Genomic DNA, 20,880 nt, shown 5'->3' on the forward strand with positions numbered 1-20,880 from the left:
CTACTAAATATAACCTATTAAAAAATGATCATGAAAAAATTAATGCTTGGCTTATTTATAGCCTTTGGGATTAGTGCCTGCTCTCTTAACAACGACGATTTTAATACAGATTGCGGAACTGATGTAGTTGTACCTTTTACAGGATTTCCTCTTTTATGTAATTATAGTGTAAAAACTTTGCCTAATAATCCGCTTGCTGTCCTGGTAAAAACACAAACTGATTTAGATGCAAATTTTACAAAACATGCCAATACTTGTCCTGTAGCGACTGATCCTAATATCGATTTTACTAAAAATTATTTAGTTGGAATTTTTGCCGGAGTTAAACCAACAAGTGGTTATGAAATAAAAATGACTTCTATGGTAGAAAATATGTGTGAAATTGTGATTAATTTTTATGAAAAAAGTCCACAAGCCGGAGAACAAATATCGCAAACACCAACGTATCCTTCCGATTTTATTTTGATTCCTGTAACTTCAAAACCAATTATCTTTAACAGAACTACGGAGTCTCCGGATAATATTATAATTGGAAACATTGGAACTACACGTAACTTTTTTCAGCTAAATGATTTTAACATTCTTAAATTTCAGGATGTTGCTGCTGACAGTTATAGTTTTGAACAATACAAATACACTAACGTAACAAAAAGAAATGAATATACTTCGTTTTTAGCAATTGTTCCTCAGGATATTTTGACTATTAAAGGACAAACTAAAACGTACGGTACTCCGGATGCTGCAGGTCAGGGCGGCGTTTATTTCCAACTTCGCCAGGCGGGAACTATTACAAAAATTTATATCGATAATAATGACACCGAAGATCAAAGTTCAGCCGTAAAACTTTTCAAAAAATCGATTCAGGATAAAATTACAAGTTTAAAATAATTAAGTCATGAAAAGATTTTTATTGTTTTTTATCGCATTTTCTCTTTTTTCCAGTTTTTGCTCTACAGAAAAAACAACCGTAAATTCTGACTCGATCGTGAATACATGGATTTGGGAAAAATCAATTGGCGGAACCAACAATCCTTATACTGCGACACCAAAAACCAGTGGCTACAGTAAAAAGGTGGTTTTTACTCCTGATGGCAGAGTTATCACTTATAAAAACAACGTAGAGATTAGAAATAGTTCTTATGAAATTGGAAAAGGGCTTGGTGTTTCTGACAACTTAGAACATGACCTTATTACATTTGAAGGTAAAACTTATGTAATAGAAAAGCTTGATAATCAAAATCTAACCATTTTAAGCAATAACTCAGACGCTACCCGCACAATTTATAAGAGATAGTTTAATGAGTGAAAAAAAGCTAATTTTGCCAAAACAAATTTAACCACTTTTTGAAAGACGATTTAGAGAAATATATTCGCCAATGCATGCAAAATGAACGAGAGGGACAACTGAAAATTTATCAGTTGTTCTCTCCGGTTTTGTATGGCATATGCTTAAAATATATGAAAAATGAAGACGATGCAAAAGACGTTTTTCAGGAAGCGTTTGTTATTGTTTTTCAAAAAATAGATCAATTTAAATTTGAAGGAAGTTTTGAAGGCTGGATGAAGCGAATTTTTGTAAACAAACTCATCGAAACTTTAAATAAAAAGAAAAAAGAAAGTTTTTTTCTGGATGTTTTTGATCCTGACACTGATTTTATTGAAGAACAAGAGTTGGATATTGCTCCAATAGAACAAGAAAAACTCTTAGAATTTATTCGGGATTTACCCGATCAATACAGGACGGTTTTTAACCTTTATGTTTTTGAAAAGATGAAACACAAGGAAATAGCCGAATTATTAAAGATTTCAGAAGGAACATCCAAATCAAATTTAAACAGGGCCAAGCGCATTTTGCAAAAGAGAATTTTGAGCATAAAAAATTTTAAGACAGCATGAAAAAGCAAAATATAGAAGATATTTTTTCATCAATGGAAAACTTTTCAAGTGTTCCGCCCCCTGAATTATGGGGTAAAATTGAAGAGAAACTAAACAAACCAAAAAAGAAAAAAAGAGCGATTCTTTGGTGGTCTGCTGCCGCATGCTTATTATTAGGATTAATGCTGCCAACTGTTTTACATTTTAATTCTGATTCAGGAATTAAAACTATAGATACGAGCTCTGAAAAAAATAACGTTGTTCTGGATGACAAAAAAACAGAATCAGATGATTTGAAAACCAGAAGTACTGAAGAAAACAACATCCAAAACGAAACTGTAAACAAAATAAATAGCGGTGAAAACGCTATTGTACTTAGAAATTCATCTGATAAAGAAACAAAAAACGCATTAGATCCTTCACAAATCAATCAAGATCAAAAAACAACAGTTACTGATATAAATTCTAAAAACAAAGGCAATAAAGAAGGCGTTTTAAATGTAAAATCAAATTTAGAAGTACATAAACCAAATCAGGCTGTAGCCGAAAAATCATTTGCCCCAAATAATGACAATGGATTTAATACCGCTTCTAAGGCTGAAACATTAAACTCTGAGAAAAGAAATTCAAATAAGGCTGTAGCCGGAAAATCTTTTGTTCCGAATAATGAAAAAACATTTAATTCGTCTTCTAAATATCAGATACCAAATTCTGAAAACACAAAAACAAATCAGGCTGTAGCCGAAAAAACTTCAGTTCCTAATAAAACAAATGCGGTTAATTCCGGTTCTGAAAATTCGTTATTTAATGCTAAAAACGCAAAAGCAAATCAGGCTGTAGCCGAAAAATCTTTTGTTCCGAATAAAACAAATGCGGTTAATTCCGGTTCTGAAAATCAAACACCAACTTCCATTTTTGAAGAAAAACTAAATCCAAAAAACAACACAAACTTTGCTTTAAATTCTTCTAATTCGAATTCGACTAACAATCAAAACAGAACGAATGATTCTAAAAAAGAGTTTAAAAACGAAACTATAACAAACGAAAAAGCTTTTGCCAGTAATCAAAAAAGCAGTTCGAGATTTGGTGACGCTTTGAGTAAACAGGATTCTGTTCAATTAGCTGAACTTCAAAATTTAGAAAAAGGTATTGTAGCGGTAACGCCTGAAACCAAAAAAGAGAAAGAGGCGAAGGACAAAGCTATTGCTAAAAATGAAAAATGGGCTTTAGAAGTTTTTGCCGGAGTTGCCAATTCTGAAAATTATAAAAATGAAAAAACGTTAGGCAGCGTAAATGACTCAAAACAAAGTAACAGTTACGGTGTAAAAACGAAATATAAAATCAATAAAAAATGGGCTGTAAGTTCCGGAGTAAAATTTAACGAATTGGGTCAAAGTATTGCCAATGTTTCTTATATGAGAACAACAAATGCTTTTTTGACTTCAAGTGATTATTTTAATCAGAATGCAACGGTAGCGGCTGCGCCAATTACTGATAATTCCAGTTATGTATTTGTGCCTAAAAACACAATAATGGCATTAAAAAGTGATAATGTAGAAAGCGGAAAATTAGATCAGAGTTTAAGATATCTTGAAGTACCTTTAGAAGTTTCGTACTCTGTTTTTAATAGAAACAAAACCAATATCAGTTTAAATACCGGTGGTTTTGTAGGGAAATTAATTTCTAATAATATGGCTTTAAATGGCAATTCTATTGGCGAAAACACAGGTGCAAATGATTATGTGTATGGTTCATTATTAAGCAGTACGATACAATATCGTATTTACAAAAAGACAAATGTTTTTGTAGAACCTGCTATGAATTATTATATAAATCCTTTAAACGAACAATCTTTTAATCAATTTCAATGGGGATTGAATTTTGGTTTGAATGTTTCATTTTAAAACTGTTTTTGTTGTACTTTTCAAGAAAAATAGCAGCAAAAAATGGCAATCAAAAACAATTGGACCAATTCAAAACTATTACCTCAAGATTTAATTATTGCCAAAGAACTGGTTTATGATTGTTGCGATTTTGAATGCACTGAACCTCAACCAGAGGCAGAAAGTCAGGATTATAATGCATACAATTTTCAAATTAACAATTACAATATTAAGTTTAGATCTGCCAAAATAACGCCAACAAAAACGGGGCAGTTTGTTACTTTATGGAAACGAAATAAAGCCGGAATTATTGAACCTTTTGATTTTTCTGATGCAATTGATTTTGTCATTGTAAGTGTTCGAAAAAACGATTTATTTGGTCAGTTTATTTTTCCGAAGTCCGTTTTATTACAAAAAGGGATTTTCTCAACCGCTGCAAAAGAAGGCATACGAGCCACAAGAGTATATCCGCCGTGGGATGAAACTTCGAGCAAACAGGCTCAAAAAACGCAGCAATGGCAATTGGAATATTTTTATGAAATTATACCAAACACAAATCTTAATAAAATTAAAAAGTTGCTGTTTATTTAAATACAAAAAGGCTGTCTGAAATTCAGACAGCCTTTTTTAGTACTGGTTATTATATTATAATTATTTTTTTATGATCTTATCTTTAAAAACAACTTTATTGTTTTCTGTTAAGGTATAAACGTAGATTCCGGTTCTTAAATTACTAACCTGAACCGCTGTAGTATTACTTTCCTGAGTTGCTTTTATTTCGATTGGGCCTCCAACCAAACGTCCTGATATATCATAAAGTCTTAGCTTTAAGTTTTTATCATCAGCAGTTTTTACTACAATATTTACAACATCTGTTGCGGGATTTGGATATGCATTTGCAAAACCATTTTTAGACTCAAAATCAATTGTTGATAAATTGGCCTTTAATTCAAAACGGGCAATTACCGGTCCGTGATCAGAAGTTGTATTGGTATAATTTGCAATATCAGCACGAGGATCATAAACTGCAATTGAATTTTCTATGTACTGATCATTCAATTCGTTTGAAATCATAATATGATCTAAGAATCCGCTTGAACTTAAATAACTAAAAGCTCCTGCCTGACTAATACCTAAAGTAAGTGCATTATAATTTGCAGTATCATCTACAAACATTTTATAAGAAGAAGGATTTGGTGTAATAACAGATGCTTTTACATCATCATTGTAATCTCCTAAAATGATTAAATTAGAATTTGGATAATATTGATCCAAACTGTCTTTTAATACCTGGGCATCGTATTTACGCATGTTGTATTTACCAATATCAGTTCCGCTATTTGCACGAGCGTGAATATCAACAAGATTAAGTGTTTTCTTTACTCCGCCAACATTGGTTTCTATTTGTACCATGTAAGGCAAACGTCCTGATGCAAAAAAGCTTTTCTGAGTATCTGGATAACCCGGCAATAAATTTGGAGTTCCGGCAAGTATCTGATCATAGAAATTCTTAAACATTACACGAGTATTTTTTACTGTTGTTGTTTGTGTATTATAAAGTACAACTAATTTTTGCGGTGGAAATTTTGGGTCTGGTGCATCAAATGAATAAGACCATGATGTTGAAATTGTTTTATCAAATGTTTTTCCGTTAATACTTATATCTTTAATTAAATCATCCAAAGCCGCTTCATCAGAAACTTCCTGAACAACATAAACGTCGGCATCTAATTTGTTCATTACCTTGGCAACATTCTGCCTTTGTAAAACATCATCCGTTGGACCAAATTCAACTCCGTCTGATCCTTTTACATCTGTACCAAAAAACTCTAAATTATAAGTTACAATATCAAAAGTATCTGCTTTTGGTAAAGAAGAACCTGTAAGTGAACCAATTTGTTTGTTTAAACCTGTACCGGTAACCGTTACAGTTCCGGAAATTTTTATTTTTTTTGATGAAGGTGTAAATCTTGCATAAAGTGTTTTTCCTGCTAATGCATCTGCTTCACTAACAATTATACTGGATTGAAATGTACTATTATCCAAAGACAATTGATAATCTGCAGGAGCTGTAAGTGTAATATCGCCATAACCTCCTGCTTTAAAAGCAAAAAACTGACTCGTAGATATTGTACTTTCATTTACAACTCCAAAATCTAAAACAGGATTAGAAGTTACATAACCTGCATCATTTGTAATAGCAATTACATCTATTGACCATTCTGCTGCATTATCTGTTCCTCCTTTTGCAGTTTCATAAACCCATGCCACATAGGTATGATCTGTTTTATAGGCGTCTAAACCAATAAATTGTGATTGAACATAAGTATCTGTTACTGTTGGAAAATTTCCATTTATTTCTGTCCATGTAGCAGTCTCCGGATTACTTTTTCCATCATAATCAGTAGAAACCATTAATTTTAAACTTGGTCCATTGTAAAACTTACGAGAATAAAAAGACAGTACCGGAAATTGAGTGAAATTATTTAAACGTAATCTTGGAGAAATTAACCAGTCTTTACTGGCTCCGCTATCAGAATAGCCGTTCACTAAAACGGCTCCGGTTCCTAACTTTATATTTCTGGCAATAGTTGTTTGTGACCATTTATTTAAAGTACCTGCAACATTATATTGAGTCCATCCGCTATTTGCTAAAACATTTACATCATCAAATCCTTGTGCATACGGATTAATTCCAATTCCTGATAACGTAACAATTTTAGTTGTTGCACCATTTGATTCATGACTAATTTGTCCTGAAAAATTACTTGTTGCATCTGGTGTAAATCGAACATAAACGGTTTGCGCCGTTGCTAAATCAGCTGGAGTAAACGTTAAAGAAGATGCAAATATGCTGTTATCTTTAGATATAGTAAAATTTGACAAAGAAGAACTTACAACTACATCATTAGTAAGATTTGATGCTTGTATTTGATAACTTAAATTCTCTGAACTATAATTTGCTTCTGAAATACCTAAATCAAGTGAAGAAACTGTTGTTGTTAAAGATGGAATTGCAACATTTGACGTTGTAGCATCAACTTTATTTACTGTTGACTGAACATTTCCGTAAGAATCTTCAGAAATAGAGAAAACAGAATACGCAGTATTAAGTGTTAAACCTGTAAAACTTTTTACATATTCCTGAGATGCATCAGTGATATCTAAAAATCCAGATTGCAAAGCTGCAGTTCCTGTTGCATCCTGACCTGCTTTTATTTGAGCAATTGTTGGTTCTGCACTTCCTGATGCCAACAGTACATAATAAGTTTTCCCGATTTCATCTATTTTATTGATAAAATCAAAACCATTAGATAAAATATTATCTGCCTTTGGATATCCTGTAACATTAACAGGCGCTATAATATCACTTCTAATATCAATATTATCAATTGCAAATGAAGGACGAGAACCTCCACCTGAATTTTGCTTAGAAATCCATCTAATTTGAACTATTGGCTGATTATCACATTCTGAAGGCAATGTAACTGTTATAGTTTGGGGATTTTGAGGAATAATTAAAGCCGTAACCTGTGCTATATCATTATTTTGATAAGCTGTTTCTGATAATACTTTAAAAGCTGCAGTTGTACCAACACGATATTCTAAAGCCATTTCATTAATACGATCTGAATATCCTGTTCCTGTTCCTGTACCATAAGGATTACGTATTGTCATCGCATCATATTTAACCTGAATACCTTTCTGATTTGTGGCGTTGATAGCGAATCCAATTGCCAAATCAAGAGAACCATTATTCAAAAATCCAATTTTACCATTGTAATTATGAAAATTTCCACTATTCGTAGCTGCCGTACTACTTGCTACTAAAGGTCTATCGGCAACTATAGTACCGCTTACATTATATGTAGAACCTGGTAATACAGCAGCTGTCCAGCCTTGAAATCCATCCGGATATGCTGTTATTGTAGCAGCAAACGAGAAATCCTGCTGATAAGGCAAAGATTTAGCTGTTGGCATTGTCTGGGCAAAAAGACTTCCCGAAATGCAATAAAAAAAACTTAAAAATGCCAGCAAGTGGCGAAATGAGTAGATGTTTTTCATGTGTTTAAAAAATAGCGTTTTTAGAAATCAAATTTAAAGTCTTTAAAGTTAACAGAATATTGTCAAAACTTAAACTTATTGCTTTTCGTTTTATGAACATATTATAACAAAAACTAAATTATTCACATCTAAATTCAATTATTCACAGATAAATATTGACTTTGCGAGATTATATATTATTGTACGAATTAACGTGAATTTATTTTTTAACACAATAAATCTTAGTTTTATATTTCTTTGAAAAAACTATAATGCATAAAAAAAGCTACCTCATGACAAGATAGCTTTTTAAAACCTATATGAAAATACTTATATCGCAGTGTCATAAAATGACGTAAATCAAGTCATTTTCACTATTTATTATCTTCATCTAATTTCATATTTCCTCTGTCTTTATGACTTTCCGGATTCGAATTTGGATAACGATTAGACGTAACATCCGAATTTCTGTCTTTGTTTTCGACCGTTTTCTTTGCTTCTTCTTCTGTGGCAACACCACGATTTGCATTTGCATTTTTGGTATTTACCTTATCAGAAACTTTATCTATAACCTCATTTTCGTTTCTGGCTCTTTCAACAACTTCTTTATTTCCATCAGAATCTGTTACAACTTCTTTTTTAAGTTCTGATTCATGTAATTCTGTATCGTGAGAAATATTTTTTCCTTTAGATTCGTCTATATTTTTTTGTGTTCCGTTTATTTTTTTAGAACCCAGATCATTATTTTCCATAGCATTATTTTTAGCATTAGTACCTTAATATTACGTATTTTAAATTTTAGAAATAAGTCATTTAACATTGCTTTTGGATAATTGGTTTTACTATTCAAACAAAGTTATCTTTGCAAATAAAAAATACAGCATGCACAAACACTTCATTCTTTTTAAACCTTACGGTTATTTAAGTCAATTTATATATGAATTAAAAAGAAAGAAAAAGCTTCTGGGCGAATTAAATGATTTTCCTGAAGGAACAATGGCAATTGGCAGACTTGACGAAGATTCTGAAGGTTTACTTTTATTGACTACTGACGGAAAAGTAAGCGAACAAATAAGAAGCAAAAAAGTTGATAAGGAATATTACGTTCAGGTAGACGGCGTTATAACTCCCGAAGCAATTGAACAATTACAAAAAGGTGTTGAAATTGGTTTCGAAGGCGGAAAATACAAAACAAAACCCTGCTCTGCATTTATCGTTACAGAAATTCCTGATTTTGGACCAAGAGCAAAAAAAATCAGAGACGAACGCCACGGACCAACTTCGTGGGCATCAATTACTGTAAATGAAGGCAAATTTCGTCAGGTTCGAAAAATGACCGCTGCAGTTGGTTTTCCAACTCTTAGATTGGTTCGTGTTCGAATAGGAAATGTATATTTGCAAAACTTAAAAGCCGGAGAAGTTGTAGAAGTTCCCGATTTTAAATTAGAGAATTAATTAGAATTAGAAAATGTGTCAATTTGAAAATTAGATAATTCCCGAATTTTCAAATAAACGAATAAACAAATAACGATAATGCTAAACGTTGTTCTTGTAGAACCGGAAATACCAAACAATACCGGAAATATTGGGAGATTATGTGTAGGAACCGAAAGCAGGCTGCATTTAATTCATCCTTTTGGATTTGTAATTAATGACAAAAACCTGAAACGTTCGGGGTTGGATTATTGGGTACATCTTGATGTTACCGAATATCAAAATATAGAAGAATGGATTCAACAGATCCCTGATCTGTCTCGTGTTTTTTTGATGAGTTCTCATGCTGAAAAATCGTATTTAGAAACTGATTTTCAGGATGGTGACTGGTTGGTTTTCGGAAAAGAAAGTGTTGGTTTAAGCAAAGAAGTTTTAGCCCGTTTTGAAAATCATTTAACGATTCCGATGTCAAAATTAATTCGCAGTTTTAATATTGCAAATTCTGTAGCTTTTGTGGTTGGCGAAGCTAAAAGGCAAATTGGGTTGAAGAAAGTTTAATCGTTTATTTGTTTAAATGTTTAATCGCACTTATAATCCGATTTCCTGCAAGGTTTTTTTAACCTTGTAGGTATAACTAGATTTTCATTTGAATACTTAAAAAATACCTACAAGGTTTTGAAAACCTTGCAGGATCGCTTAAACAAATAAACGATTAACCGATTCAACATTTTAACTAATTACAAACTTCCCTTTTTCTGCATCAAAAACAATATGTTCATCTTTGAATAAAGTTGCAAAACTTCCTTTTGAAATTAAATTACAAGGTTCATCCTGAACAACCATTTCCGGTGTCATAATAATCATTTCATCACTTAACTGAATCGCCAAATCAATATCGTGTGTCGAAAACAAAATACATTTTTGGGTTTCCTCAGTTAGTTTTTTCAGCAATTTAAATAACGAAACTTTGTGTAATAAATCAAGATGCGTTGTAGGTTCGTCCAGAATAATAAGCGGTGTATCCTGCGCCAAAGCTCTGGCAATTAAAACTTTTTGCAATTGTCCGTCGCTAATTTCGTAATGTCTTTTTGCAGCTAAATGTTCGATTTGAGTCAATTGCATTGCTTCGTGAACTTTCTCAATATCTGTTTCTGTTAAAGTTCCAATCCAATTTGTATAAGGCTGTCTTCCTAAAGCAACGAGTTCAAAAACAGAAAGATTGCTTGGCGGTAATTTTTCGGTTAAAACCAAACTTAGATTTTGAGCTAATTCTAATGGTTTATACGTATTTATATTTTTATTATTTAGAAAAACATTTCCTGATAACGGCTGTTGAATTCCCGTAATGGTTCTTAATAATGTTGATTTCCCAATTCCGTTGGCACCAATCAAAGCAATAAGTTTTCCTGAAAATAAATTCAAATTTAGATTTTCAGCAATAGTCACAGTTGCTTTCTTGGACTTATAGCCAATGTTTAAATTTGAAGTTTTTAAAATATTTATCATTTTTAAAAGTTGCTGAGATACTAAGTTGCTAAGTTTTTTTTGCCACAGATTATAAGATTGAATTGATTTTATAATCTGTGAGAATTTGTGTAATCTGTGGCAGATAAATTTACTGAAAATTTCTTTTTCGCATTAATAGCCAAACTACAACCGGCGCACCAATTATAGACGTAATTGCATTAATTGGCAACGTGGTTTCTAATCCCGGTAATTGAGAAGCGATATCGCAAAACAACATAATTATTCCGCCATAAAAAAGCGTGCTCCAATATAAAACTGCGTGATTACTCGTTTGAAAAGTCAGCTTTGCAATATGCGGAACCGCCAAACCTATAAAAGCAATAGGGCCGGTAAAAGCCGTTATACTTCCTGCCAGAATACTTGTTGCAAATATGATAATTAGCTGTGCTTTTTTATAATTCAAACCCATGCTTTTAGCATAATTTTCACCTAAAAGTAATGCGTTTAAAGGTTTGATGCTTCCTGCACTTAAAAGCAAACCAAAACCCACACAAACTGCCAAAACAGAAATCGATGTCCAGGAAAGATTACCAAGACTTCCTAATGACCAAAAGGTAAATTTTTGTAATTGTTCTGCTGAACTAAAATAGGTTAAAACGCCCACAATGGCGCTTGTAAAACTGCCAAACATAAGTCCGACAATTAAAATAGCCATTGTATTTCGCAATCGCTGCGCTACAAGCAAAACCAATAATAAAACCGAAACACTCCCTAATGTTGATGCAAGGACGATTCCGTATGGTGATAGTAAAATAGTTTTTAAAAATACCGGCAAAAATCCTGCGCCCAAAATAACAATGGCAACCGCTAAAATTGCTCCGGATGTTAAACCTAAAACATCTGGACCTGCTAACGGATTCCTGAATAATGTCTGCATGAGCAAACCGCTTATCGATAATCCCACGCCAACCAAAAAGGCTGTTATCGCTTTTGGCAAACGATAGTTAATGATAATATATTCCCAGGTTGATTTACTGGCCTGACCGCCTGTTAAACTGGTGTAAACTTCTTTGAACGGAATGGTAATGGAGCCCAAACTTATGTCCAGAAAAAACATAAATAAAAGTGCTAAACCAAGTACAGAAAACAGGATTATATTGCGCTTTGAATTTATCAATTAATTTAATTTAGAGGCGAAAGTAAACTCATAACTTGGCAATAAATCAGGATGAAAAATCTTAATGAAATCTTTCAGCACTAAATCCGGACGGCTTGGTGCCAATTCGTAATAAACTGTTCCGCCGGTTGCTCCAAATTTGCCTTCAAAAGTGTATACATTTTTTGAAGTAAAAGCGTCAAATTGTGTATAATGCGGATTGCTTTTCCCGAATTCGTCTAACGTTTTAAACGAACCTGAAGCGATCCAGAAATTAGCCGTTTTGGCTTTAACCAGTACTTTTTCAAAAGACAAACCTTCGCTTCCTGTTCCTTTTAAATCTGCCCATAAATAATTGGCGTGAGCATCATTCATAAATTGTGCAACCCAGCTATTTCCTTTTGCTACATACCAAACATCTTCGTACATAGAGCCATATAAAACTGTTGAAGCGGCAGGTTTATCAGCCACTAATTTTTTCGCCTGATTGTAGCTTTCAACAATTTTATCAAACAATTCCTTTGCTTTGTCTTCTTTACCAAATAAGGCTCCGTAAAGTTTAATCCATTCTGCTTTTCCAAGAGGTGATTGTTCCATCCAATCAGCCTGAATAAAAACATTTAAACCGCTTTTTTTCAAATTATCCAACATTGCATTGTTGTTGTCAACACCAAAAGTAACAATCAAATCCGGTGATAATTCTATTAATTGTTCAATATTTAATTTTTCGTTTTGTCCTACATTTTTAACTAAACCTTTATCGATCAGGGCTCTTGTTCTTTCTGAAGAAATATAATCGGTGTGGGGAAAACCAACTAATTTATCTTCAACATCAAGCATTTCCAAAAACGGAATATTTGTTGTCGATGTTACAACAACAGATTCTAAAGGCACTTTTATAGTGGTATATTTTTGCAGACTATCCGGTACTTTAGCTTCTTTTTCTTTTAAAATATAAGTGAATTTTGCATTTGCATCCGGCCAGGGATCTGTAACTGTAACGACAGAATAACCGTCGTGTTTTACAATCGAAAGTCCCGAAGCAAACTCGATACTATTTTGTGGAATTTCAGATTTTACAAGCTCTGTTGTTTCATTTTTTTTACATCCAACCAGAAGAAAAAAAGATAAAACAAAAATAAATTTAGAGAATAAATGTTTCATATTGTAGGTCATATTGCTTTTAGAGACTCTGTATCGCTATTTTTCAGCATCATCATCAGTGATTTCAGATGATATGATTTGATAATTGCGTTTTCAATAACGACAAAGGTAGCGTAATTTATAAATTTTTTATTTACCTTTATTCTTACAAAAACCAAATTTATCTTTTACCTTATATATGAATACCACAAAAACCAAAATTTGCTCTAGTTGCGACTCTGGATTTAGTTGCGGAGATATTTCTGTTGAAAACAAATGTTGGTGTAATGAGTACCCTCCTATTTTCAATCTTTCTGAAGGAGGCGATTGCCTTTGTCCTTCGTGTTTTAAAGAAGCTTGTATGGACAAAATTGATGCGTATATAGAAACAATGACGCCTCAAAAAGCACTCCAAAATAAAGCCTTATCTTTACCAAAAACCGAAAAACTAATTGAAGATATTGATTATTATATCGAAAATGGCAATTATGTTTTTACAGCCTGGTTTCATCTAAAAAGAGGAACTTGCTGCGAAAACAAATGTCGGCATTGCCCTTATCAATAATTGTTAATTATAAATTGTACTTTACTTCTTAAAAATTCAATTGGTCTTTTGCGTTAGGGATAGAAACGATATCCTTTTATTTTTTTTCTTTAAAAAAATAAAAGATATAGTGGATAGCCCGACCGTAGGGAACGCCATTATAATTCATAACTCAAAACTCAAAATTAAAAATTAAAAATGATTTACTTAATTACCGGCGGCGAACGATCAGGAAAAAGCAGTTATGCACAAAGTTTGGCTTTGCAGCTTTCAAATTCTCCAATTTATGTTGCAACAGCCAGAAAGTGGGACGATGATTTTCAGCATAGAATTAACCGACACAAACAAGAACGTGATGAACGCTGGACTAATATTGAAAATGATAAATATTTTAGCGAACTTGATTTTTCAGGAAAAACAGTATTGATTGATTGCGTTACGCTTTGGCTGACCAACTTTTTTGTTGACACTGATAATGATGTAAACCTTAGTCTGGAAGAAGTAAAAAGGGAATTTCTTTCGATTGCAGATCAGAAGAATGTAACACTGATTATCGTTACAAATGAAATAGGAATGGGCGTTCATGCAGAAACTCATATTGGCAGAAAATTTACAGAATTACAAGGCTGGATGAATCAGTTTCTGGCTTCAAAAGCAGATGAAGTTGTGTTGATGGTTTCCGGAATTCCGGTTAAAATTAAAGGTTAACAATTGCAAAGTTCAATGTCAATTACAAAAATCAATAGCAATTACAAAAATCAATAATAAAGAAATTTCAATAGTAAAATTCCAAAACGCTGCCTTAACTTTACATAACTTCAAATGATACTATTTTAATTTCATTTTCGATTTACTGAAATTAATTTTGAAGCTGATATTGAACTTTGCAATTGATATTGAAAAATTATGAGCTATTTAGATGATATACTAAAATCGCGTCGCGATACCCGACATTTTACAACCGATGAAGTTCCTGATGAAGTTATAGAAAAAGCTTTACAGGCGGGACATTGGGCGCCTTCGGTTGGACTTACGGACGCTACACGATATTATATTATTAAATCGGCCGAAGTAAAATGTGCGATTAAAGATTTGTTTTTGGACTATAATAAAAAAGCAGAAGAATTAACAGATAATCCCGAACAAAAACAGCATTATAAATCACTGAAACTGGAGGCAATTGAAGAAGCACCAATCGGCCTTATTATTGCTTATGACAGATCTGTTTTAAATCAATTTACGATTGGAACTGTTGGCAGTAATGAGGCTGTAAAATTTAGTTCGGTTTGCGCAGCTCAAAATATTTGGCTTTCGCTTACAGAACAAGGATATGGTATGGGATGGGTTTCGATTTTGAATTATTATCAGTTTAAAAAGATACTCAATTTACCTGAAAATATTGAGCCTTTGGGTTATTTCTGCATAGGAAAACCAGCTACAAATTACGATAATCAGCCCATGCTTCAGCAATTGCACTGGAAACAAAAATCAGAAGCTCCGGATTGTACCGAAATCAAAAATGTTTCTGAAAATTATGTTTCTGATCTTCAATTTAAGGATAAAACAGGGGTCGAAAACTCAGATAATTTCAATACCCTTTTGCAGGAAAAAATAGATTCTAAAACCAAACCAATTGGTGCTTTAGGCACTTTAGAAGCTTTGGCTTTTCAGCTAGGAACTGTTTTTGAAACTCTGGAACCAAAAATTATAAACCCAAATATTGTTGTTTTTGCCGCAGATCACGGAATCGCAAATCATGGCGTAAGTGCTTATCCACAAGATGTAACGAGGCAAATGGTTGGTAATTTTCTCGATGGCGGCGCAGCAATTAACATTTTTTGTAAGCAAAACAACATTCAATTATCTATTGTAGATGCAGGCGTCAATTATGATTTTCCGACGAATGCAAATTTAATTAACGCTAAAATCGCCAAAGGAACGCAGTCCTTTCTACATATTCCGGCAATGAGCGAAGAAGAATTACAATTGTGTTTTGAAAAAGGAAAATCTATTGTTGAAGATATTGCAAAAACAGGTTCGAATTGCATCGGTTTTGGTGAAATGGGAATTGGAAATACCTCAACTGCTTCTGTTTTAATGAGTCTCTTAACTGGTTTTTCTCTTGAAGAGTGTGTTGGAAAAGGAACTGGTGTTGAAAATGAAAAACTGATTCAAAAACAGGATATTCTTAAAAAAGCAATCGAAAATTATTCTGGTCAGACCGAATTAATGCAGCAGCTTGCCTATTTTGGCGGTTTTGAAATCATGCAGATTGCCAGCGGAATGCTGACTGCTTTTGAAAACAAAATGATTATTCTGGTAGATGGTTTTATTTGTAGTGTAGCTTTTTTAATTGCATTCAAAATAAATCCCGACATTATAAAAAATGCTGTTTTTTGTCATTGTTCTGCCGAAAAAGCACATCAAAAATTGCTTGATTATTTAAATGTAAAACCCATTTTAAATCTTGATCTTCGTTTGGGCGAAGGAACGGGTTGCGCTATTGCTTTTCCCATTTTAAAATCGGCAGAAGCCTTTTTAAATGAAATGGCGAGTTTTGAAAGTGCCGGTGTTAGTAGGAAGTAACTTTTGTCATTGCGAGGAACGACGCAATCACATTCGCTGAATCCGTTATTAGTGAGATTGCTTCGTTCCTCGCAATGACAAACTAAATTAAAAACACAATCTTAATGAAAAAAGAACTACATATTTTCTTTACCTGTTTAATGTTCTATACCAGAATTCCCTGCCCGAAAAACATCGATCATAATCCTGATTATTTAAATAAAGCCACGAGATATTTTCCTTTTATTGGATGGATTGTTGGCAGTATTTCGTTTTTTGCTTTCTATCTTTTTTCTTTTTTTCTATCAACAGAAACTGCTGTTATTTTAGCAATTATAACGTCTGTATTAACAACCGGAGCTTTTCATGAAGATGGATTTGCTGATGTCTGCGATGGTTTTGGCGGAGGCTGGACTAAAGAAAAAATTCTGACAATTATGAAAGATAGCGCCATTGGTGCTTACGGAGCAATTGGTTTGGTTTTATTGTTTTTATTAAAATTCAAATTACTTTCAGAAGTTATTTTACTTTTTACCGATAACAATTCTCTTTTTCTGATATTTATTTTATTCGTTTCTGCTCATGCTTTGAGTCGGCTGGCTGCAATTTCGATCATATTTACACATGAATATTCAAGGGAAGATGCTTCAAGCAAAAGTAAACCAATTGCGAATAAACACAGTTGGAAAGAAGTTTTTGGCGCTTTTTTCTTTGGATTAATTCCTTTATTGGCACTCTCCTATTTTAACTATAAAATTCTATTTGCTATAATTCCTGTTTTTATAACGCGTTATTTTCTGGCTCGCTATTTTCAAAAATGGATTGATGGTTATACCGGAGATTGTCTTGGCGCTACGCAACAAATTTGTGAGGTTATGTATTATTTAAGTATTCTTTTTTTATGGAAGTTTATCTAATTCGCCATACCGAAACAATTTGCGAAAAAGGAGTCTGTTACGGACAATCGGATGTTTTGATTGCTGAACCATTTGATTTGGTTTTCGAAAACATTATTTCGCAATTACCTGTCGAAGCAATTATTTTCTCAAGTCCGTTAAAACGCTGTACGGTTTTAGCAAAATACATTCAGAATAAAATAAAAACCATTTCTTATAATGAAGATGATCGGCTGAAGGAAATGAACTTTGGTGATTGGGAAATGAAAAACTGGAATACTATTCCGCCTGAACAACTAAATCCGTGGATGGAAGATTTTGTAAATATTCCGGCTTCAAACGGTGAATCTTTTACTGAACTGCATAAAAGAGTTGGAGACTTTTTATCTGATCAAATAGTAAAAAATAAAGACAAGCCTGTTATTATAGTTTCTCACGCCGGAGTAGTTAGAAGTATTTTATGTCATTATAACTCATTGCCTTTAAAAGACGCATTTCAAAATAAAGTTGATTTTGGACAAGTAATAAAAATAGTACTTTAAACATCCTTTTGTTGAAAATTTGATACAAAAAGTGAAACAAATTTGAACATTCGACGATTTTAACTTTATCTTTGCAGGAAATTAAGGTTGTGTTTTATTGAAACACATTAAAAGGGAATCAAGTAAATTCTTGAGCTGTACCCGCAACTGTAAGCTTTATTCTGAAAAGAATGCTTGTTGTTAACTACAAACCACTGCTCGCCCCGCGAGTGGGAAGGTAAACAACAAGACGCGAGCCAGGAGACCTGCCTTTGTAACAAATATCGAACTCTCGGGAAAAAGAGTGTAGAAATTATGACTTTAAAAAAACGTTTTACATTTTGTTTACTATTGCTGTGCCAATTTATTTCGGCGCAAAATGACTCTGTTAATAAACTTAGAGAAGTTATAGTTTCTGATGTTAATCTTAAAAAATACTCCAATTCACAATCAGTTCAGGTTTTAAATGATTCTGTTATCAATAAAAACTCATCTTCTTTAACGTCACTTTTAAATTACAATACTGTTATTTATTTTAAAGAAAATGGTTTAGGAATGACTTCATCACCTTCTTTTAGAGGAACAACGGGTGCGCAAACCGCTGTTATCTGGAACGGAATAAATATCAATTCACAATTTTTAGGTGAGGCCGATTTTAATACTATCGGAACCAGAGATTTTAATTCAATTACTGTAAAAGCCGGTGGAGGAAGCGTTTTATACGGAAGCAGTGCCATTGGAGGAAGTATTCACCTGAATAATGATTTGAGATTTAAAGATGAATTCTCTAATCAGGTATTTTTTAGTTTGGGAAGCTACAATACTTTGAGTGCCAATTACCGCGCTATTGTTTCGTCTAACAAATATAGTTTACAAGTAAATATTTCAAGAAACAGCTCGGATAATGATTTTAAATATCCCGGTAATTCAAATGAAAGAAACATAAATGGTGATTATTATAACACCAGTATGAATACGACTTTTGGCTATAAAATAGACGCTAAAAATACTATAAAAGCATACAGCCAGTTTTACGATTCTGAACGTCATTTTTCTTTGGCTACACCTACAGAGAGCAAAACAAAATATAACGATTTTAACACCCGAAATTTATTAGAATGGGAAAGTCTTTTTAATCGTTTTACTTCAAAATTGAAATTAGCACATATTGGTGAATCATATAAATATTTTCCAAGTATTACTTCAGAATTATTCACTTATGGAAAAGTCGAAACATCGATTATAAAATATGATTTGGCTTTTGATGTAAATGATAAAATTAAACTAAATGCTATTGTCGACTATAGTCGTAATAAAGGTTATGGTTCAAGTATCGATAATGTAAAGCGAGAAGTTGGTTCGGCTAGTTTGTTACTAAGTCATTTAGTAACGGAGAAATGGGATTATAATGCCAGTATTCGCCAGGAAGTAACAGATAATTATGGTAATCCGTTTCTGTTTTCATTTGGAACACGGTATCAGTTTACTGATTTCTATCGTGTGAAATTTAATGCTTCAAAAAATTTCAGAATGCCCACTTATAATGATTTGTTTTGGGAAGGAAGCGGCAATCCTGATCTAAAACCCGAAACTTCATATCAGGCTGAAATTGGCAATGAGTTTTTTATAAAGAATTTTTCTGTTTCTGTAACTGCCTATTATAATGCTATCAAAGACTTATTACGCTGGGTTCCGAGGCAAGGAAGCGGTGATGCGTGGTCTCCTGAAAACACAGACAAAGTAAGAGCTTATGGCGCAGAAGTTTTAGCAGAATGGAAACCAAAAATAGGAAACAACAATTTTACGATTAACGGAACCTATGCTTATACCGTTTCTGAAAGCAAACAATTAATAAAAGGAGAATCTGTTTACAAACAATTAATCTACGTTCCTTACCATAAATTGACAGGATCAGTTTCATACAACTGGAAAAAACTGTCTTCTTATTTTCAATATTTATACAATGGAGAAGTTTACAGCACTCCGTTTAATAATCCTGCTACAAGAGTAAAAGATTATAACATTGGCAATATTGGCGTTGATTATGACTTTGGAAAAAAGAATACATACAAACTTGGCTTTAAAGTCCTTAATGTTTGGAATGAAAACTACCAACCAATCATAAACAGACAAATGCCGGGAAGAAATTACACGATATACATAAACCTTAATTTTTAAATACCATGAAAAGATTGAACAAACTATTTTTAGTAACCATAATAAGCTCGGCATTTTTCGTGTCATGTAGCAACGATGATGACAATACACAAGAAGCCAGAGGCGATTACGAAGGCGGGTTATTTATTGTAAATGAAGGAAATATTAAAAAAGCTAATGGAATCGTTTCGTATTTATCTGATGATTTACAAATCGAAAACAATGTTTTTTCATTAGTAAATTCAGGAAAAGTGACAGGTGATGTACCAGAATCTTTGGGTTTTAATGGAGATTTAGCTTATTTAGTTGTAAATAATTCTAATAAAATTGAAGTAGTAAACAGATATACTTTTAAAAGTGTTGCTACGATTACTGCAAATTTAAACAACCCAAGATTTATTGCTTTTGCAAACGGAAAAGGATACATTACAAACTGGGGAGATCCATTGCTTGACACAGATGATTATGTAGCGGTTCTTGATCTTGCTACAAACGTTGTAAGTGCTACAAAAATTCCTGTAGTTGAAGGTCCTGAAAAAATAATCGAGAATGACGGAAAACTTTATGTAGCTCACAAAGGCGGTTATAATCAGGGAAATTCATTAACTGTAATTAATTCTGCTACCAATACAGTTGTAACAAACATTGTTGTTGGAGACGTTCCTAGTTCATTAGTTAAAGACAACGGAACTTTGTATGTGTTGTGTGATGGAAGACCATTTTATGCAGCACCTGAAACTGCGGGTAAAATTGTAAAAGTAAATCTGAGTAATAATACCATTACATCGACACTTACTTTTCCAGATTTAACTCATCCTGGTTTTATGGATATTAATAACAATAAAATTTATTATACAATTGACAGCAATGTTTATACTACAGCTACAACTGCTGCAACATTGCCTACAATTCAAACATTTAAAGCTGAAAAAGTGACCACCCTATATGGTTTTGCAGTAAAAAATGACAAAATTTATTTGGCTGATGCAGGAAACTATCAAGATCCCGGAAATATTTATATCTATTCTTTAACAGGAACATTTACTAAGGAATTTAGTGTGGGAATAATACCAAACGGTTTTTACTTTAATAATTAATAAAAACAGCTAAAAGAGTATTTCAAAATATTCTTGCAGTAAAATCGAATTATACTTTATTTATTTTTTTATTTTTTTTGGAAAAAAAAGGCTTTCAT

The 20,880-nt window shown here is 32.8% G+C and carries 19 protein-coding genes and 1 riboswitch; of the genes, 14 read left to right on the forward strand and 5 right to left on the reverse strand.

Translation table 11 applies throughout. The annotated features are described in order from the left end of the window. The first annotated feature begins 30 nt into the window (after positions 1 to 30). From OLM54_RS11880 to OLM54_RS11900, 5 genes are all read left to right on the forward strand, one after another. Positions 31 to 888, forward strand: a complete 858-nt coding sequence (locus tag OLM54_RS11880) for a protease complex subunit PrcB family protein (RefSeq protein WP_264534839.1) — start codon at positions 31 to 33, stop codon at positions 886 to 888. Between the two features lie 7 nt (positions 889 to 895). Beyond that, entirely contained in the window at positions 896 to 1,294 is a 399-nt protein-coding gene (locus OLM54_RS11885) for a hypothetical protein (protein ID WP_264534840.1), read from the forward strand. An 86-nt stretch (positions 1,295 to 1,380) separates the two neighbouring features. Further along, a complete protein-coding gene (locus tag OLM54_RS11890) occupies positions 1,381 to 1,896 on the forward strand; it encodes an RNA polymerase sigma factor (protein ID WP_264538561.1) in 516 nt (171 codons plus the stop codon). After that, complete coding sequence (locus OLM54_RS11895) at positions 1,893 to 3,779, forward strand: hypothetical protein (RefSeq protein ID WP_264534841.1); 1,887 nt, start codon at positions 1,893 to 1,895, stop codon at positions 3,777 to 3,779. Before OLM54_RS11890 ends, OLM54_RS11895 begins: the two co-directional genes overlap by 4 nt. A gap of 42 nt (positions 3,780 to 3,821) precedes the next feature. After that, a complete protein-coding gene (locus OLM54_RS11900; RefSeq protein WP_264534842.1) occupies positions 3,822 to 4,349 on the forward strand; it encodes a MepB family protein in 528 nt (175 codons plus the stop codon). 60 nt (positions 4,350 to 4,409) lie between these two features. Here OLM54_RS11900 and OLM54_RS11905 read toward each other — a convergent pair whose 3' ends face one another. Next, positions 4,410 to 7,823: a T9SS-dependent choice-of-anchor J family protein gene (locus tag OLM54_RS11905; protein ID WP_264534843.1), complete on the reverse strand. Its 3,414-nt coding sequence runs from the start codon at positions 7,821 to 7,823 to the stop codon at positions 4,410 to 4,412. A 353-nt stretch (positions 7,824 to 8,176) separates the two neighbouring features. After that, on the reverse strand, positions 8,177 to 8,554 hold the full coding sequence (locus tag OLM54_RS11910; protein WP_264534844.1) for a hypothetical protein: 378 nt from the start codon (positions 8,552 to 8,554) through the stop codon (positions 8,177 to 8,179). Between the two features lie 130 nt (positions 8,555 to 8,684). Here OLM54_RS11910 and OLM54_RS11915 point away from each other — a divergent pair, with 130 nt between their 5' ends. Both OLM54_RS11915 and OLM54_RS11920 read left to right on the forward strand, forming a co-directional pair. Continuing rightward, positions 8,685 to 9,257: a pseudouridine synthase gene (locus tag OLM54_RS11915; RefSeq protein WP_264534845.1), complete on the forward strand. Its 573-nt coding sequence runs from the start codon at positions 8,685 to 8,687 to the stop codon at positions 9,255 to 9,257. A gap of 78 nt (positions 9,258 to 9,335) precedes the next feature. Then, positions 9,336 to 9,794 carry a tRNA (cytidine(34)-2'-O)-methyltransferase gene (locus OLM54_RS11920; protein ID WP_264534846.1) on the forward strand — a complete coding sequence of 153 codons (459 nt, stop codon included), beginning with the start codon at positions 9,336 to 9,338 and terminating at the stop codon, positions 9,792 to 9,794. A 171-nt stretch (positions 9,795 to 9,965) separates the two neighbouring features. On the opposite strand, the gene OLM54_RS11925 is transcribed toward OLM54_RS11920, so the two are convergent. The 3 genes from OLM54_RS11925 to OLM54_RS11935 form a co-directional block, all read right to left on the reverse strand. Further along, positions 9,966 to 10,742 (reverse strand): ABC transporter ATP-binding protein, encoded by a 777-nt coding sequence (locus OLM54_RS11925; RefSeq protein ID WP_264534847.1) that lies wholly within the window; start codon positions 10,740 to 10,742, stop codon positions 9,966 to 9,968. 109 nt (positions 10,743 to 10,851) lie between these two features. Continuing rightward, the gene (locus OLM54_RS11930) at positions 10,852 to 11,880 is read right to left on the reverse strand and encodes an iron ABC transporter permease (RefSeq protein WP_264534848.1); all 1,029 of its coding nucleotides are present in this window, start codon (positions 11,878 to 11,880) and stop codon (positions 10,852 to 10,854) included. Further along, positions 11,881 to 13,023, reverse strand: a complete 1,143-nt coding sequence (locus tag OLM54_RS11935; protein WP_264534849.1) for an ABC transporter substrate-binding protein — start codon at positions 13,021 to 13,023, stop codon at positions 11,881 to 11,883. Positions 13,024 to 13,363: 340 nt separating this feature from the next. Between OLM54_RS11935 and OLM54_RS11940 the strand changes: the two genes are divergently transcribed. The 7 genes from OLM54_RS11940 (at position 13,364) to OLM54_RS11970 (ending at position 20,782) form a co-directional block, all read left to right on the forward strand. Further along, complete coding sequence (locus OLM54_RS11940) at positions 13,364 to 13,567, forward strand: DUF5522 domain-containing protein (protein ID WP_264534850.1); 204 nt, start codon at positions 13,364 to 13,366, stop codon at positions 13,565 to 13,567. A 177-nt stretch (positions 13,568 to 13,744) separates the two neighbouring features. Continuing rightward, positions 13,745 to 14,254, forward strand: a complete 510-nt coding sequence (gene cobU / locus OLM54_RS11945; protein WP_264534851.1) for a bifunctional adenosylcobinamide kinase/adenosylcobinamide-phosphate guanylyltransferase — start codon at positions 13,745 to 13,747, stop codon at positions 14,252 to 14,254. A gap of 198 nt (positions 14,255 to 14,452) precedes the next feature. Continuing rightward, positions 14,453 to 16,132, forward strand: coding sequence for a nicotinate-nucleotide--dimethylbenzimidazole phosphoribosyltransferase (gene cobT / locus OLM54_RS11950; RefSeq protein WP_264534852.1), 1,680 nt, complete (start codon positions 14,453 to 14,455; stop codon positions 16,130 to 16,132). A gap of 104 nt (positions 16,133 to 16,236) precedes the next feature. Further along, a complete protein-coding gene (locus OLM54_RS11955; protein WP_264534853.1) occupies positions 16,237 to 17,028 on the forward strand; it encodes an adenosylcobinamide-GDP ribazoletransferase in 792 nt (263 codons plus the stop codon). After that, the gene (gene cobC, locus OLM54_RS11960) at positions 17,013 to 17,549 is read left to right on the forward strand and encodes an alpha-ribazole phosphatase (protein ID WP_264534854.1); all 537 of its coding nucleotides are present in this window, start codon (positions 17,013 to 17,015) and stop codon (positions 17,547 to 17,549) included. The genes OLM54_RS11955 and cobC overlap by 16 nt, the downstream gene beginning before the upstream one ends. A gap of 67 nt (positions 17,550 to 17,616) precedes the next feature. Continuing rightward, positions 17,617 to 17,817, forward strand: a riboswitch (cobalamin riboswitch). Between the two features lie 26 nt (positions 17,818 to 17,843). Beyond that, the gene (locus OLM54_RS11965; RefSeq protein WP_264534855.1) at positions 17,844 to 19,706 is read left to right on the forward strand and encodes a TonB-dependent receptor plug domain-containing protein; all 1,863 of its coding nucleotides are present in this window, start codon (positions 17,844 to 17,846) and stop codon (positions 19,704 to 19,706) included. 5 nt (positions 19,707 to 19,711) lie between these two features. Then, on the forward strand, positions 19,712 to 20,782 hold the full coding sequence (locus OLM54_RS11970; RefSeq protein WP_264534856.1) for a YncE family protein: 1,071 nt from the start codon (positions 19,712 to 19,714) through the stop codon (positions 20,780 to 20,782). Positions 20,783 to 20,880 lie beyond the last annotated feature (98 nt).

It is taken from the genome of Flavobacterium sp. N1736, from assembly GCF_025947065.1.
Classification (GTDB): Bacteria; Bacteroidota; Bacteroidia; order Flavobacteriales; family Flavobacteriaceae; genus Flavobacterium.